We start from the raw sequence: 16,513 nt of genomic DNA, 5'->3' as shown, positions 1-16,513 counted from the left end.
ATGGAAAAAAACACAAAAGAAAAAGTCATAGAAATCCGTGACCTTTCCATTACCTTTGAAACTCTTGCCGGAAATGTACATGCTATTCGAGGTGTAAACATTGACTTATTCAGAGGAGAAACGCTGGCAATCGTAGGGGAAAGCGGCAGCGGAAAATCAGTAACTATGAAAGCTGCTATGGGCATTTTAGCCAAGAACAGCCAAGTGGATTCAGGCACGATTATGTATACCTATTATCGTGATGACGGTACAAAAAGAACAGTTAATATTTTGGAGATGAAGAAAAAATCACTCCGTAAACATATTAATGGAAAACGTATTGCTATGATTTTCCAAGACCCCATGACAAGTTTGGATCCTACCATGCAAATAGGCAAACAAATTATGGAAGGTATGCTTTGGCACGGTCGAGCAAATAAGACAGATGCTTGGGCAAAAGCAGTTAAACTGCTTGAAGAAGTTGGCATCGAAGAGCCGGAAAGACGTATGAAAAATTACCCCCATCAGCTTTCCGGTGGTATGAGACAAAGAATTGTAATTGCAATTGCCTTGGCTTGCGACCCTGATTTGCTTATCTGTGATGAACCAACTACTGCTTTGGACGTAACGATTCAGGCCAAAATATTGGAGCTGATTCAGAGAATTCAGAGAGAGCGTGGAATCAGCGTTATTTATATTACGCATGATTTGGGCGTTGTAGCTAAAATAGCAGATTATGTAGATGTTATGTATGCGGGTAAGATTGTAGAAAAAGGAACAGTAGAAGAGATTTTCTACGAGCCGCGTCATCCTTATACTTGGGGACTTCTTAGTGCTATGCCTGATTTGGATACAGAAGATGAAAGACTCTACACAATCCCAGGCACACCACCCAACTTGTTGCATCCTGTTGAAGGAGATGCTTTTGCTCCTCGCAATCAATATGCTCTTAAGATTGATCAGCGTGCAGAACCGCCGATGTTTAAGATTACGGATACACATTATGCAGCAACATGGCTTTTGGATGAGCGTGCCCCTAAGGTTGAAATGCCTGTGGAACTTCGCCATCGTATTGACCGCATGATGAAAGGAGAGGTGAAGAATGACAACAACTAAAGAACCGCTCCTGAAGGTTAAGGGACTGAAACAGCATTTTCAAATTAATAATAATTTTACTGTAAAAGCGGTAGATGGTGTCGACTTTGTGATTTATCCGGGAGAAACTTATGGCCTTGTGGGTGAATCTGGTAGTGGAAAAAGCACGATAGGACGCAGTCTGATTCGTTTATATGACCCTACAGCGGGCGAAATCGAATTTGATCATATGGATATTTCAGGGAAAATGAACCGGGAAACCAAAGATCGTCTTCGCACAGAAATGCAGATGATTTTCCAAGATCCAATGGCTTGCTTGAATCCCCGAAAAAAAGTCGGTGAAATCATTGCACAGGGTCTTGATATTCATCATCTCTATCAAAATCGTACTGAGCGTGCTGAAAAAGTTGCAAAAATGCTGGAGAAAGTGGGCTTGGCGCCTGAACACGCCGACCGTTATCCCCACCAATTTAGTGGTGGTCAGCGTCAACGTGTGGGTATTGCACGTGCATTGATTATGAACCCTAAACTGGTGATTGCAGACGAATGTATCAGTGCATTGGATGTTTCTATACAAGCACAGGTTGTCAACTTGATGAAAGACTTGCAAGTAGAAACCGGGACGACTTATCTATTTATTGCACATGACCTATCAATGGTTAAATATATTTCAGATCGTATCGGTGTTCTTCATTTGGGCCATTTAGTTGAAACAGGAACTACCGACGAGATTTTTGAAAACCCAGTTCACCCCTATACACAGAGCTTGCTTAGCGCTATTCCTCGTCCAAACCCACAATTGGAAAGACAAAGAGTGGCTAAGGGATATGATTATAAAGCAGAGGGTGTAGACTATACCAAGGGTGTTCGACATCATCTGGGGGGAGAACATTTTGTGTTAGCAACTCCTGAAGAGCTAGAGCGTTGGACAGCAAATCAAAAATAAGCTGATTTCTGATGAGTAAATCTAACAAAGATTTAAATAGATAGCAATAAAATACGCCTTTTGATTGGTAAGCGGATAGCCAATCAAAAGGCGTATTTTTTATTGTCTACAGAAAATGAGTGAAAATAAATCTACATATAGGTTAATAGGTTTTGTAGAGTAGCGGTGTCCTTATTTTACTTTTTGCTTTATAGTTGTAATTTTCTACGACAAAACCTCATAAGAAAGTTCTATGAATTGATTAAACTGACGTGTCTGCTTTAAAACAAGAGAGGATTCAAAATCATTTTTATGAAATAAAGGAATGCCGTCACCCAGTAATTTGGGGGCGATATTGAGGATGATTTCATCTACCAGTTTTTCTTTAAGAAAAGTATCAACCAGTTTTCCTCCGCCAACAAGCCAGATTTTTTTGCCGTTTCTCGCTTTTAAATCTTTTATTAACGGAATGATATCTTTACAGATAAAGCGTACATGTTCAGTATCCTCTTTGGGAGTTGAGGAAAAAACATAGCATTCCTTTCCTTGATAAGGAAAATTGCCGTTTTCCTGCTTAATAATCCAATCATAGGTGGTTCGTCCAATTAAAATAGTATCGATGGTTTGATAAAAACTAGAATAACCGTTATCACCTTCGCCTTCAACAGCAAATAGCCAATCTAAATTTTCATCTTTAGTAGCAATATATCCATCTAAACTGGCAGCAATATATAACACTATTTTACGGTCTTGTATCATAAAATCCTCCCTAAAATATACAGATTTAATTTGATTTTATTTCTTTGAGGCTGAAATAGGAATAATGGCTGGTTTTTTCTTCTGCAAATAATCCAATATAAGTGCCAGTAAAAGTCATGTGCATATTAGCTTCGGTGCAAAGACCAGCTGTGGCTGCATGACCAATATCAATCCATATATTTTCATGCTCGTAGTAGAATGAATATTTTTCAGGACCCGTCATTATTTTTAGTTTTACTGTACGAGTATAGGGCAGAGAAATACGTTTTACTTCAGCAGTAAAGCCGTGAACGGTACTGCGCAAGACAAGATAAGAACTGTTGTCGTCTGTTTCTAGGAAAAGGTCGTAGTGATAGAAGCGAGTGTAAAAAGCCGTAATCCCGCCTAGTCCTATTCCCTTGGATAGGGTAATCTCGGTTTCAGCTTCCATATGGAATTCTTTTTGCCTAATTCCAATAAAAGTAGGTTGGTTGTCATTGAGAGTTTCGCTGCTGGCTGTCAAAGATAGACCATTCCCTGTTTGATAAAGCGATAAGTCTGGATTTCTAACATAATTCCATTCTAAATTCAAGCTTTGAGTTTGGAAATTATCTTTAAAATCAAAGCAGACAGGTTCAGGTGTGCCGGGCAGAGGACCATTCATAGCCAATTCAATCGTGCCACCTTCTCCCACAATTGGCCAACCGTTATTGTCCCAGTGGATGGGAGCTAAAAAGGTTTCTCTGCCTAAATTGTGAAGCATGGCTTGTTTTAAAGGGCGAATACCTAAGCAAACAAGCCACCAATTACTTTTTTCATCTTCTACTATATCAGCGTGACCTGTTGCTTGAATAGGAGAATTGCCGTAATTGCGATGAGAAAGAATGGGATTATACGGACAGGGTTCAAAAGGCCCATAAGGTGAAGAGCTTCTTTGCATAGTCACCATGTGGCCAAATTCAGTGCCACCCTCGGCTATCATGAGATAATAGTATTTCCCAATCTTGTAAAGGTGAGGTGCTTCACAAAAACGTCCTCCACAACCGTAATTAAGAAGCGTGGTGGGGGTGAGTTTTTCACCGGTTTGCGGATTGATTTCACAAATACAGATACAAGCTTTACCGTTGGCGTCAGAACCAGTAGAAGTAAAATAGACTTTGCCGTCGTCAAAAAGCAAAGAGGGATCAATGCCGCCTTGATCAACCCAAATGGGCTCAGACCATTTTCCGTAGATATCATCGGTATAGACAAAGAAATTACCTTTGTCGGTAATGTTGGTGGTCACCATATAGAAAATGCCATCATAGTAGCGAATGGTGGGGGCATAAATTCCACCAGAGCAACGGCAATCTTTCAAATTTAATTGAGATTCACTGGAAAGACAATGGTTGATTAGCTCCCAGTTTACAAGGTTTTTGCTGTGGTAAATCGGCACGCCGGGAAAAAATTCGAAGGTAGATGTTACCAAATAAAAATCTTCACCAACTCGGCAGATACTGGGGTCGGGATTAAAGCCTTTAATAATTGGATTTTGGTAATTCATAAAGTACGGCCTCCTTCTCATGCACAATAAAGACTGGAATGGATTGTGATAAATCAAGTGTAAACTTATCAAATCAAAAAAATATAATTAATTTTAGTTAGATAATAAAAACTCTAACTTACATTATAACATGTATTTAATATATTTTCTCTATATTTGGTAATTTTTTTATATTAATTCACAAATGGTAATCAAAAAATAAAAATGTTATTTACGAAATATTTTCTGAAATACGATAATATAATATTGAAAAAATATGGGTAATTTGGTAAAATAATAACAGATTTTGTGTTTTCATGTCAGATGTCTTAAGAATAGAGGGTATCATGAAATATTTAAAAAACAAGTTGTTAATCTATACATCAGTTGTGCTGGTAATTACTGTGACACTGCTCACAGCAATTTCTTCTATACTTTATTTTCAAAGCACGATGAAAGAAGAAAGAGAGCTCTCATCTAATTTAGTTTCTGCTTATGCACAAGGAATAAACATTAAGATGGATGAATATCGTAACAGAATTCAAAGCTTGGCAAGCAGCAAAGATTTATCTTCTGGCTCAACAAAGTTGAAAGAGAAAGCACTTGCTGAAGAAACAGAAGAAAACGGTTTCCTCTATTTAGGTATAGCAGACGCTGAAGGGAATAACAGCCGCGGCGATGTACTGGCTGGACAAACTTTCTTTGAACAAGCCAAAAGCGGAACTCCTTATATCTCTAGTCCAATTACAAATGAAGCGGGTGAAGTGACTTTGTTTGTGGCAGCCCCTCTTGAAGGAAAAGAAGATGTTTTATACGGAGAATTTTCTTATGCTGTCTTGAGCACAATTTTGGATGAGATTAAAATTGGAGAAGGCGGTTATGCTTTTGCCATTGGAGCAGATGGTTTTACGGTTTTACATCCTGACATTGAAAGCGTGAAAGAACCCGTTAACTACTTTGAGCTGGCAGAAAAAGAGCCGAGTTATAAACCTACCGCAGAAATGTTTGGGAAAATGATAGAAGGACAAAGTGGTACAGCACAGAGCTACTATAAAGGAGTTCGCCGTTTGGTAGGATATACACCTTTAAATGGCGTGGAAGGCTGGTCGATTGCCGTCACAAGGCCCATTACACAGGTTGAACAGGGCTTGCGGTCTACCATGATGGTTTGTGTTGGTGTAGGTCTTATTTTGCTGATTATTACTTTTGTCATTACGCAGATTTTCGCCAAAAAAATTACGAACCCCATTGTAAAAGCGACAGAACGAATTGAACTTTTTGCAAAAGGCGATTTGCAGACAGAAGTAGAAAATTTGAATGGCAAAGATGAAAGCGCAAGACTCATGCAAGCTTTGCAGCATACCATTGGAACACTTAGGGAATATATTCATGATATTTCTTTTGTATTAAACGAGGTTGCAGAGAAAAATCTAACAGCACGCAGTGCAGTTGAGTACCAAGGTGATTTTGTTCCGATTCAAGGGGCTTTGAAACAAATAGTAGAATCGCTGAGTGTCACTTTGGACGGTATCTCTCAAGCCACAGTACAGGTACAGGCAGGGGCAGAGCAAGTAGCGCTGGGCGGCCAAAGTTTAGCGCAAAATTCTACAGAACAATCAGCCACGACCGAACAATTGCTGAACTCATTGGAGCTAGTATCAAGCAGTGTACAAGAAAATGCAGAGTATTCTGAGAAGATGCAGGAGATGACACAGGGTGCGTTGAGCGTGACGCAGCAAGGCAATAAGGATATGCAGAAAATGCAGGAATCAATGCAAAGTATTGATGCATTCTCTAAAAAGATTCAAGGTATTTTGCAGGTCATGGATGATATTTCTTTCCAGACCAATATTCTTGCCTTAAATGCGGCAGTAGAGGCTTCTCATGCCGGTGCAGCAGGCAAAGGATTTTCTGTGGTGGCAGATGAAGTTAGACAACTGGCGGCTAAAAGTGCAGATGCTGCAAAGAACACGGCAGAGTTGATTGAAAATACAATTCAGTCTGTTGGACAAGGCATGAAAAATGTGGAGCAAACAGCAGGTGCTTTTGAAAAGATAGTTGAGCAGACCACTATGGTGGATAACTTAGCGCAAAGAATGGCCATGTCTCTAGAAGAACAATCAAACCAAATCAATGAGCTAGACCAAGGCATGCGGGGAATTGCCGATGTTACACAGGCAAACTCTGCAACAGCAGAAGAAAGTGCGGCAACCAGTGAAGAACTGCTTAGCCAAGTGCAGAATTTAGAGCAAATGGTTTCTACCTTTAAAAGAGAATAATAAATGAACCCAAATAATAAAAAAGATTTTCTCCTGAAACTAGGAGAAAATCTTTTTTTGTAAGGGGAGAAATCTTTTATTACAGAGAAAATGGATAAGCAATTTGTGTGGCTTAATATAATAAAGAAATGGTTTAACCTGTTTTTAAAATAGAATCTGCGAGAAACTCAACTAATTTTGTAAAATCAGTTTTTTGTGAGAACACGGCTCAAAAATTCTCTGGTTCGTTCTTGTGTAGGCGTGTTAAAGATTTGATCTGGATGCCCTTCTTCAGCAATGACACCTTGATCCATAAAGACTACTCGGTCTGACACTTCTTTGGCAAAGCTCATTTCATGGGTAACAACTAGCATGGTAAGCCCAGATTCAGCCAGCTCTTTCATGATTTTAAGCACGTCACCAACCATTTCAGGGTCGAGAGCAGAGGTAGGTTCATCAAATAACATGACATCGGGTTCCATGGATAAGGCTCTTGCAATGGCCACACGTTGCTTCTGTCCACCTGACAATTGCTTGGGTTTGGCGTGAATGTAATCTTCCATGCCGACTGTTTTGAGATATTTTATAGCCGTTTCAGAAGCTTCTTTTTCAGAGCGGTGCAAGACTTTTTGCTGTCCCACCATACAGTTGCTAAGAACATCCAGATTGTTGAAAAGATTAAACTGCTGAAATACCATGCCAAGATGGGTGCGATAGGTGTAAACATCGTGTTTGTCGTCTAAAATATTTTCACCTTGATAGATGATTTCACCGCCGTCTGGTTTCTCCAAAAGATTCACGCAGCGGAGAAGTGTGGATTTTCCCGAACCAGAAGAGCCGATAATGCAAACAACTTCACCTTTTTGAACAGAAAAGTCGATGTCCTTTAGTACCTCATGGCTGCCAAAGGATTTACTCAAATGTTTGATTTCTATAATGTTTTCCATTTTAATGTCCTCCTTTGGTTATCCTTTTTTGCTGTTTTTCAAAGCATCTTCAGGTTTTTGTACTTGCATTTGATTGCCGCTCATGATGTAGTTATCTGGCCCGTCCATCTTTTTCTCAATAAACCGCAGAATTCTCGTGACCGTAAATGTCATCACAAAGTAGAGGACACAGGCAATACCAAAAGATTCATAATAACGGAAGTTATTTCCTGCCACAGATTTTGTGTTGAAGTAAAGTTCAGACACAGAAATAACATTTAAAACAGAGGTGTCTTTGATGTTAATCACAAATTCATTGCCGGTAGCAGGCAAGATGTTTCGAATGACCTGCGGTAAAATGATATTGGTCATAGTTTTGACGTGATTCATACCCACAGCAGCAGCTGCTTCGAACTGACCTTTGTCAATAGAAAGAATGCCGCCTCTGACAATTTCAGCCATATAAGCACCCGTATTAATGGATACAATTAAAATAGCGGCAAAGTTACGGTTCATGTCAATATTAAATGCTTCTGCCAAGCCGTAGTAGATAACCATAGCTTGAACAATCATAGGTGTACCGCGGAAAAACTCAATGTAGGCACTGAGAATGCCATTCACACATTTCAAAAAACGTCGTTTTGCCCCTTTTTTGTCGGGAATGGGAATTGTTTTGATAACACCAATCAATAGTCCGATAACAGAACCGATAATGGTACCAATCAGCGAAATATAAAGCGTAATGCCTGCCCCTCGTACAAAGGACATTCCATTTTGACTAACAATTTTTAGCAGCCATTCCAGGCTCATAATAAGTCCTCCTCCAATAAGTTAAAAACCGGCTGTAACAAGCAACCGGTTTTATAATCAATATCTTTGCTGTTTTTCTTTTACAAACTTAAGTCTTATTCCTGTGACACAGATGCAGGCTGATTTAGAATAGCATCATCCATGATTTTGCTGCGTTCTTCCTCTGAAATTCCAGACAAAATTTCGTTAATTTTATCGGCCATATCGCTTCCTTTTTTGATGCCCACAGCAATAGCAGTGTCATCGTCAGAAGTGACAAAGCCGTCTGTAAATTCGACCATAGCAAGATTGGCATTTGCAGCAGAAGCACTGACACCTTCAGGTCGTTCAGAAACATAGCCGTCAATTACGCCTGATTCCAAAGCTACTCGCATAGTAGGAAAGTTATCCATAGCAGTTTCTTTGGTTACACCCTCGATTTGGTCGATAACAGAATAGTGGAAGGTGTTGAGCTGAGCAGTAATTTTTGCACCGCTAAAGTCTTGAATACTGGTGGCATTTTCGTAGGCACTACCTTTTTTCACGACCATGACAAGGTGAGAAGTGTAGTAATTGTCAGTGAAATCAATACTTTCTTTTCTTTCGGCTGTGGGGGACATACCAGCGATGATGGCATCAATTTTGCCGGAGTTTAGTGCCGGAACCAAGCCGTCCCATTCTGTTTTCACAATAAGCAGTTCTTTGCCTAGGCCTTCAGCAATTTTCTTGGCGATTTCAACGTCATAACCACCGGCGTACTCTACGCTGCCATCAATTTTAACGCCGCCATTTTTGTCATCTGCTTGTGTCCAGTTAAAAGGGGCATAACCAGCTTCCATACCGACACGAAGTACATTGTCAGTTTTACTACTATTTTGAGAACAGCCAGCCAAAAGTGTCAAAGCTGTTAATGCAGCAAGAACAAATACCAATACTCTTTTTTTCATAAAATCTATCTCCGTTTACTATAAGATTAAAAGACCTGAAGCCTAAAAAGGCATAAATAAAAAGACCCCAAGGCAAACTCCAGGTCTTTCAAAAAGTCGCCCCACTTTATCCACAAGAGATAGCACAACTCAATAGCTTGGGAAGTCTATTGAGACAGTCCTGTGATTCTTCACCACAGACCCAGCTCTATAATATAGAGAGATATTATAAAACTTCGGCGATATTTCCTTCTCAAAAGCGTCATTGCTTCTCGGCTCAGCTCAAGACTGTTAAATACCGCGCCTCTACCTCACTGACAAAAGTGAGGTCTATCTTATTCATTTGTTACTCATAATACTACAACAAAGAGATTCATCTGTCAATTAGTAAAAACAAGAAAATCAAGAATATTTGTCAAAAACTTAGGGATTGCAGGATAATAGACTATATATTTTTCTATATTACCAATAGGTTTACATAATATTTGTATAAACTGAAAAACTAAACCAGATTCAAATGTTTTCAACTTATTATCATGTTATTGTGAAAAGTTATTTTTGGGCTAAATCTAAAATCTAACAAATATAAAAAAACCACCGGCAACACCGATGGTTTTTCATAACATCCATATAAGAAATAATAAAGTTTCGATATGAAACCGAAAAGCTATTATTTAGAGTACAACTCAACGATTAGACGTTCATTCAGCTCAAAGTCAATATCCTCTTTGGTAGGGATAGCAAGGACTTCTGCGCTGTGCTTGTCTCTGTTGACATTCAGCCATTTTGGCACAAGTGTTTTCTCTGTTTCAGCCAAAACGTCTTTAACGTGTGTAGAAGCAATAGATTTCTCACGAATAGAAATCACATCACCTGGTTTTACACGTACAGAAGCGATGTCAACTTTTTTGCCGTTTACAAGTACATGACCATGGCAGACAAACTGTCTGGCTTCTGCACGAGTTCTAGCAAAACCAATTCTGTAGATTGTGTTGTCAAGGCGTTGTTCGAGCAAAGAAAGAAGGTTTTCACCAGCCATGCCAGGCATTTTAGTAGCTTTTAGATACAGATTATGAAACTGTTTCTCAAGCAGGCCATAGATGAATTTTGCTTTTTGTTTTTCACGCAGCTGCAAACCATATTCACTTACTTTGCGGCGTGTGTTTACGTTCTTACCTTTTTTAGAAGGTTTTTTCGTAATGCCAAGCACAGAAGGTTCGATTCCCAGTGCACGGCACTTTTTCAGTACCGGAGTACGTTCTCTTGCCATTTTAAATAGCTCCTCTCAAATCTAAATCTGTCATTCAACAGATACTTGTCTTATTGTTATTAAACAAGCTTATTAAGTTTAGCATAAAACACAAAAATTTGCAAGAAAAATCTTGTTGAAAAAATCGACATACGCATAAAAAATCATAATTTGAAAAAATAAATTGAAAATTTGCTATATAATGCTTGTTTTTCGGTCAGCTCTACTCTTTTCTAAGTGCAGAAAATATGTTAAAATAAATAGTAGCAAAAATAGCAGTGAAAGACAAGTTAATTCGTAGCGTTGTTAAAACAAAAAACAGATTATAACATTTTAGATAAAATGAAATAGACAAGGATAGAATTGCGAAAGGATAAAGAAAATGACCAAAAAAGCGGTTATTGCCATGAGCGGAGGCGTAGACAGCTCAACAGCGGCCTTGCTGACGCAAGAGATGGGATACGAAACCATAGGCATTACATTAAAATTATACACCAACGAGGGCATTTGTCTGACAAAGACACGCACTTGCTGCTCGCTTGATGATGTTGAGGACGCACGAGCTGTGGCGGCCAAACTGGATATGCCCTTTTATGTGCTGAACTTCACTGATGATTTTGAAGAAAACGTTATCGAGCGATTTGTAGAAGCATATGAGTCGGGTTACACACCGAACCCCTGTATTGACTGCAATCGATATATCAAGTTTCAAAGCTTGCTGACTCGGGCAGAAAAATTAGGATTTGATTATATTGTGACAGGGCATTATTCCCGAATTGAGCAGGACAAAGTAACAGGCAGATATTTGCTGAAAAAAGGATTGGATGATACCAAAGACCAAAGTTATATGCTTTATACATTGACACAAGAACAACTGGCTAAAACGCTTTTTCCATTGGGCAATATGAGAAAAGAGCATGTGCGTGAAATTGCAGAAGAGCATGGACTTGTCAACGCCAGAAAACGAGATAGTCAAGATATTTGCTTTGTGCCTGACGGCGATTATGCAGGGTTCATTAAGCGGTATAAGGGAATAGAATTTAAACCGGGGAACTTTGTTGGTACAAACGGGCAAATCTATGGTCAGCATAAAGGAATTATTCATTATACGATTGGTCAACGAAAGGGTTTGGGAATTTCTTTTCCGCAGCCGATGTTTGTCGGTGGAATTGATACAGTCAAAAATGAAGTTTTGCTTTGTAAAGCCGAAGAGCTTTTCAGCACAGAACTCATAGCAAGAGATATCAATTTGATTTCTTGCGAAAGAATTGACGAACCGATGAGAGTGTTGGCAAAAGTTCGATATCGCCATAAAGAACAGCCGGCCACTGTGATTCAGACCGGTGAGGATGAAATTAAGATTGTGTTTGACGAGCCGCAAAGGGCCATTACTAATGGACAAGCAGTGGTAATGTATCAAGACGATGTAGTGGTCGGCGGCGGTATTATTAAAGAAACGCAGCCGGTGCGGGCAGATTATACAGGGGATTAGGCACAGGTTCTTCGTACAAAGCGGTTACAAAAGAAAAAAGGAAGCAAGCAGATTTTCGCTTGCTTCCTTTTACTTATAATCACTAGCCTCTGCTTTTTCTTTACAATTGTCTGTTGGGCTTGATTGTGTTTGTAAGGTAATTGTTTTTTTTGCTTTTTTACGTCTAGAAAAAAGAGATTTTATATCAGCAAAAACTGTATTTTTTTCAAGCCAAACAGAAACTTCTGCCCCTAAAAACAAGATGTACATACAGGTGTGAAGCCAAAACATCAATACAACTAAAGTAGCTAAACTCCCATAGACAACAGAAAAGTTAGAGAAATTGTTGACAAAAATGGAGAAGAAGAAAGAGAATAGCACCCAGCCCGCGGCACTAAAAATAGCTCCAAATAAATTATTGATAAAGCTGGCACTTTTTCTGGGAAAAGTGTTAAACATAGCAGAAAAAAAGACCACCAATAGGACAAAACCAAAAAGCGACTTAAAATTTATTAGAATAATCGCAATAAACGGCGGAGCTTTATCCAAAATATGCTGATATAAGGTAGAACCAAAAACCAGCGTGACGGCAGTAATCAGCAGGACAAGTGCAAAAGCTACGAGATAGAGAATAGACAGTAGTCGAAGCTTTAAAAAACTGCGCCTTTTTTCTACACTATAAATGGTATCTAAACCTTTGATGACGGCCACCATACCACTAGAGGCAGACCATAAAAAGGTGATAATTGAAACGGAGAGTATACTGGAAACCGGTGTACTTTCTGCTAAAATGCCCTGGATATATTGTGCAACACTTTCAGGGAAAATTTGAAGCATTTCGTTGATAAGAGTTGTACCTGAAAAGTGGATTTGCTGAAAAAGCGTTAGTAAAAAAGTGAAAAAGGGCAAGAAAGAAATAATAATAAAATAAGCGCTGTGGGCGGCGAGAGAATCTAACTGGTCTTTTTCCAGTCTGTCACCGAACCAGTACAGGTGTTTTTTGAGAATGTCCAAAATATTTACCTCCATAGGTTAAAAAGACAACCGATAGGTGAGATTTTAATTTGAGATTGGTGATTAAGAGTGATTCTTATTATACATAGAGAGGATAGACTGATTTTGTCGAGAAAAGCCGTCATTTTAACTTGTCCAAAGTTAAAAGATAGGAGGGGAGAAATTCTTGTAGGAAAAACTCAGCCTCTGGCAAACAAAAATCATGAATGGCCAGCAACAGAGAATGCTCAGCGTCATAGAATTCGGTGTTACCGCTCTTTTTTTCTTCCATGCATTTGGCAAGAGCGGAAAGCTTATCAGCGGCTTTGACTAACAAAAGATATTCTTTCTCGGTGTCACCGGGAGCCAACAAGGGCTCATAATCTTTTTGCAGTTCCTCTGGTAAAAGTTCTAAAAGACGATTGGCGGCAATTTTTTCTACTTCTTTATAGGCATTGCGAATGCCAGGGGAATGATATTTGACAGGGGTTGGCAAGTCTCCTGTGATAATCTCAGTGCAGTCATGAAATAAAGCAAGCATAGCGATGTGCTCACTAGGGTAGCTTTTTCCAAAGTACCGATTGCCAATTAAGGCAAGCGAGTGAGCAATCATAGCAGTATCAAGGCTATGTTCACTAATATTTTCAGCACGTGTGTTCTTCATCAAACCCCAGCGATTGATATATTTCATGCGATAAAGCATAGCAAAAAAATGATGAGGCATAGTCAGTTTTTATCCTTTTCTTTATATTAACCGAAATAAAGCACTATTTCTTAGGAAAGGTACAATTTCTTTATGAAAATCGTGAGAAAGAATTAAGAAATTTCCTTTATCCAACAAAAAATTTATGGTATAATAGAGTCCAACTATGTTGGACTCATTGGAAAAATGGATTGTCGGCACGAGGTGCCTCCTGCCGCAGATGTAAAGAGTGAAAAAGGGATATGATATTTTATCTATCATATCACAAAAAGTAAAACTTTGCATATTTTTGTTTTGCTAAGCTAAGGAACAAGGGCTAGCAAAATTAAATACGGATAAAAGTTGAGATAAAGTTTAAAAGTAAGGAAGGGTGAGAGTTTGAACTCCATTATGCCGAAATCGCCGAAACCCACATGGCGGGATAACTATTTTTTGAGGACTTTTTTAATAGCACTGATGCTTTCAAGTATTGTATTTGTACCCTTTATCTTCATTAATGGGGGACGTTTTTTATTTTACGGCGATTTTAATGTTCAGCAGGTTCCTTTTTATAAAATTGCACACGATGCGATTCGTGAGGGGAATATTGGATGGAATCATCTAACGGATTTGGGCGCTAATTTTATTGGCTCTTATTCTTTCTATCTGTTGGGCAGTCCGTTCTTTTGGCTGACCATTCCTTTTCCCTCTGAGTGGCTTCAATACTTGATGGGCCCTCTTTTTATGCTCAAATTTGCCTGCGCAGGGCTAACGGCCTATATTTATCTTCACCGATATGTGAAAAATCAAACCTATGCTATGATTGGTTCTATTCTTTATGCGTTTTCAGGTTTTTCACTTTACAATGTGTTTTTTAACCACTTTCATGAGGCCATTGTGTTTTTCCCTCTTATGCTAGCGGCACTAGACGAATATATGGAAACTCGCCGTCGGGGTGTGTTTGCATTGGCGGTAGCAGCTTGTGCTATCGTCAACTACTATTTCTTTGTCGGACAAGTTGTTTTTACGTTGATTTATTTTTTCTTACGGCTCATTTGCAAAAGCTGGAGAATTTCACTAAAAGATATTTTGCTTTTATTTTTAGAAGCTGTGTTGGGAGTAGCTCTTTCAGGTGTTATTCTTCTGCCGTCAATTTTCACGATTTTGCAAAATAATAGGGTTAATAGCCCCATTAACGGGTGGGATGCGGTATTCTATAATAAAACGCAACGCTATCTGCATATTTTGCAGAGCTTGTTCTTCCCGCCTGATTTGCCGGCACGTCCCAATTTTACGCCTGATTCAGGCTCAAAGTGGGCGTCTTTGGGTGCGTGGCTGCCGTTATTTGGCATGACAGGCGTAATAGGCTGGCTGCAAATTCGCCGCAAGCATTGGCTGAAAAAGTTTTTGTTTATTTTGTTTTTCATGGCACTTGTGCCGGGATTGAATGCTTCTTTTCAACTATTTAACAGTGCTTATTATGGCCGTTGGCTTTATATGCTGACACTGATGATGTCATTGGCTACTATTATGGCATTTGAATACCATCCGGTAGACTGGAAACGTGCTGTCACTTGGACTGGTGCTATTACTGCAGGAGTTGTATTAATTGTCGGATTCATACCTAAAATTGAAGAAGCTGAAGACGGCACAGAAAAAACTTATTCATTTGGTTTAATGGAATATCCAGATAGATTTTGGACCTATGCTGCAATTGCTTTTATCTGTTTGGCTATAACGGTATTTTTGCTTCAATGTTATAAGAATAAAGAGAAGCGATTTGCCAAAAATACCATTAGAATGGTTTCTCTTGTGGCTGTGCTGTATTCTGCTTATTTTATTGCAATTGGAAAAACACAGACCGCATCACCTTATACCCATATTATACCGTATGCACTGAACGGCGGCAAAGATGTGCAGATTAGCGATTTGCGTGATGATGCTGTGCGCACAGATTTTTATGAATCACTCGACAATTCAGCTATGTTCTGGGGCGTGCAATCGATTCAGGCTTTTCACAGTATTGTGCCGGGCTCGGTTATGGAGTTTTATGAAAGCATTGGTGTGCAAAGAGATGTGGCTTCACGACCGGAGACATCACATTATGCGCTGCGAGGCCTTACCTCTGTAAAATGGTTGTTTGATGAATCGACAGATACGGAGTATTTTGCGGGTGAAGCAAATGACGAACCCCAGATGCCGGGTTGGATTTATCACGGCTATGCCAACGGATTTGATATCTGGGAAAATGAGTATTATATCCCTATGGGGTTTACCTACGAGTATTATATTTCTCGTTCAGATTTCGATGCGCTTTCTGAGTCGCAAAGAGAACTTGTTATGCTGAAAGCCATTGTTTTAGAAGACTATCAAATTGAGAGATTGTCGGGAATCTTGAAGCCTTTGCCTCAGAAAGAAAAAGTATATACGCAAGAAGCTTACTTTGAAGATTGTCAGAAGAGGGCGAAAGAGTCTTGTTACTCTTTCCACTATACCAACACTGGTTTTACGGCAGAAATTCAATCTTCCCGTTCAAATTTGGTCTTTTTTAGCGTGCCATATGAAAGCGGCTGGTCTGCTGAAGTTAACGGAGAAAAGCAACTCATTGAGAAAACAAACGTTGGGTTTATGTCGGTACAAGTCCCTCAAGGCGAAAAAGTTGTGATTGAGTTTACCTATCAAACGCCGGGGTTAGTAGCAGGTGTAGTCTTAACACTTTCTGCGATGATTGCTTTGGTTGCTTACCTTGTGATGATGCGTCATCTAAACACCGGAAAGGGAAACCGAAAAAAGTTGTCGTCTAAAATATTGGAAAGACAATCGTTTGCGCAGTACAGAAAGAGAAAGAACGTAAATTTTTCAAGAGAGGGCGCAATGGTCCCTTTACAATATAAGTTGCCCGAACCGCAAAAAGCTTTTGCGGAGATAGAGAAATCCGATATAGATCAATAAAAGGGGAA

Annotated in this window: 13 protein-coding genes and 1 riboswitch; of the genes, 5 read left to right on the top strand and 8 right to left on the bottom strand. The window is 39.3% G+C overall.

Annotation, left to right across the window (positions count from 1 at the left end; genetic code table 11):
- Together CS931_RS09655 and CS931_RS09650 are read left to right on the top strand one after the other, a co-directional pair.
- Entirely contained in the window at nucleotides 1–1,095 is a 1,095-nt protein-coding gene (locus tag CS931_RS09655) for an ABC transporter ATP-binding protein (protein WP_099205636.1), read from the top strand.
- Nucleotides 1,082–2,020, top strand: coding sequence for an ABC transporter ATP-binding protein (locus CS931_RS09650; protein WP_099205576.1), 939 nt, complete (start codon nucleotides 1,082–1,084; stop codon nucleotides 2,018–2,020). The genes CS931_RS09655 and CS931_RS09650 overlap by 14 nt, the downstream gene beginning before the upstream one ends.
- A 204-nt stretch (nucleotides 2,021–2,224) precedes the next feature.
- Here CS931_RS09650 and CS931_RS09645 read toward each other — a convergent pair whose 3' ends face one another.
- Nucleotides 2,225–2,758, bottom strand: a complete 534-nt coding sequence (locus tag CS931_RS09645) for a dihydrofolate reductase family protein (protein ID WP_099205575.1) — start codon at nucleotides 2,756–2,758, stop codon at nucleotides 2,225–2,227.
- Between the two features lie 25 nt (nucleotides 2,759–2,783).
- Complete coding sequence (locus CS931_RS09640) at nucleotides 2,784–4,280, bottom strand: glycoside hydrolase family 43 protein (protein ID WP_099205574.1); 1,497 nt, start codon at nucleotides 4,278–4,280, stop codon at nucleotides 2,784–2,786.
- Between the two features lie 326 nt (nucleotides 4,281–4,606).
- On the opposite strand from CS931_RS09640, the gene CS931_RS09635 reads away from it, so the two are divergent.
- Nucleotides 4,607–6,538 (top strand): methyl-accepting chemotaxis protein, encoded by a 1,932-nt coding sequence (locus CS931_RS09635; protein ID WP_159459799.1) that lies wholly within the window; start codon nucleotides 4,607–4,609, stop codon nucleotides 6,536–6,538.
- Between the two features lie 185 nt (nucleotides 6,539–6,723).
- On the opposite strand, the gene CS931_RS09630 is transcribed toward CS931_RS09635, so the two are convergent.
- The 4 genes from CS931_RS09630 to rpsD all read right to left on the bottom strand — a co-directional run bounded on the left by CS931_RS09630 (nucleotide 6,724) and on the right by rpsD (nucleotide 10,428).
- Nucleotides 6,724–7,464 carry an amino acid ABC transporter ATP-binding protein gene (locus CS931_RS09630; RefSeq protein WP_099205572.1) on the bottom strand — a complete coding sequence of 247 codons (741 nt, stop codon included), beginning with the start codon at nucleotides 7,462–7,464 and terminating at the stop codon, nucleotides 6,724–6,726.
- A gap of 18 nt (nucleotides 7,465–7,482) precedes the next feature.
- Nucleotides 7,483–8,253: an amino acid ABC transporter permease gene (locus CS931_RS09625; RefSeq protein WP_099205571.1), complete on the bottom strand. Its 771-nt coding sequence runs from the start codon at nucleotides 8,251–8,253 to the stop codon at nucleotides 7,483–7,485.
- A 95-nt stretch (nucleotides 8,254–8,348) separates the two neighbouring features.
- A complete protein-coding gene (locus tag CS931_RS09620) occupies nucleotides 8,349–9,179 on the bottom strand; it encodes a transporter substrate-binding domain-containing protein (RefSeq protein ID WP_099205570.1) in 831 nt (276 codons plus the stop codon).
- 112 nt (nucleotides 9,180–9,291) lie between these two features.
- Nucleotides 9,292–9,475, bottom strand: a riboswitch (Lysine riboswitch).
- 353 nt (nucleotides 9,476–9,828) lie between these two features.
- Complete coding sequence (gene rpsD, locus CS931_RS09615; protein WP_099205569.1) at nucleotides 9,829–10,428, bottom strand: 30S ribosomal protein S4; 600 nt, start codon at nucleotides 10,426–10,428, stop codon at nucleotides 9,829–9,831.
- 361 nt (nucleotides 10,429–10,789) lie between these two features.
- Here rpsD and mnmA point away from each other — a divergent pair, with 361 nt between their 5' ends.
- Nucleotides 10,790–11,899, top strand: coding sequence for a tRNA 2-thiouridine(34) synthase MnmA (mnmA, locus tag CS931_RS09610; protein ID WP_099205568.1), 1,110 nt, complete (start codon nucleotides 10,790–10,792; stop codon nucleotides 11,897–11,899).
- A 69-nt stretch (nucleotides 11,900–11,968) separates the two neighbouring features.
- On the opposite strand, the gene CS931_RS09605 is transcribed toward mnmA, so the two are convergent.
- Nucleotides 11,969–12,892, bottom strand: coding sequence for a YihY/virulence factor BrkB family protein (locus CS931_RS09605; RefSeq protein WP_159459798.1), 924 nt, complete (start codon nucleotides 12,890–12,892; stop codon nucleotides 11,969–11,971).
- 121 nt (nucleotides 12,893–13,013) lie between these two features.
- Nucleotides 13,014–13,595, bottom strand: a complete 582-nt coding sequence (gene yfbR, locus CS931_RS09600) for a 5'-deoxynucleotidase (RefSeq protein ID WP_099205566.1) — start codon at nucleotides 13,593–13,595, stop codon at nucleotides 13,014–13,016.
- Between the two features lie 357 nt (nucleotides 13,596–13,952).
- Here yfbR and CS931_RS09595 point away from each other — a divergent pair, with 357 nt between their 5' ends.
- Complete coding sequence (locus tag CS931_RS09595) at nucleotides 13,953–16,505, top strand: YfhO family protein (protein WP_242964965.1); 2,553 nt, start codon at nucleotides 13,953–13,955, stop codon at nucleotides 16,503–16,505.
- Nucleotides 16,506–16,513: the final 8 nt, after the last annotated feature.

Origin of the sequence: Scatolibacter rhodanostii, assembly GCF_900197595.1 — a bacterium.
In the GTDB taxonomy this organism is placed as follows: Bacteria; Bacillota; Clostridia; order Oscillospirales; family Acutalibacteraceae; genus Scatolibacter; species Scatolibacter rhodanostii.
This window is presented reverse-complemented; position numbering and strand designations above follow the sequence as displayed.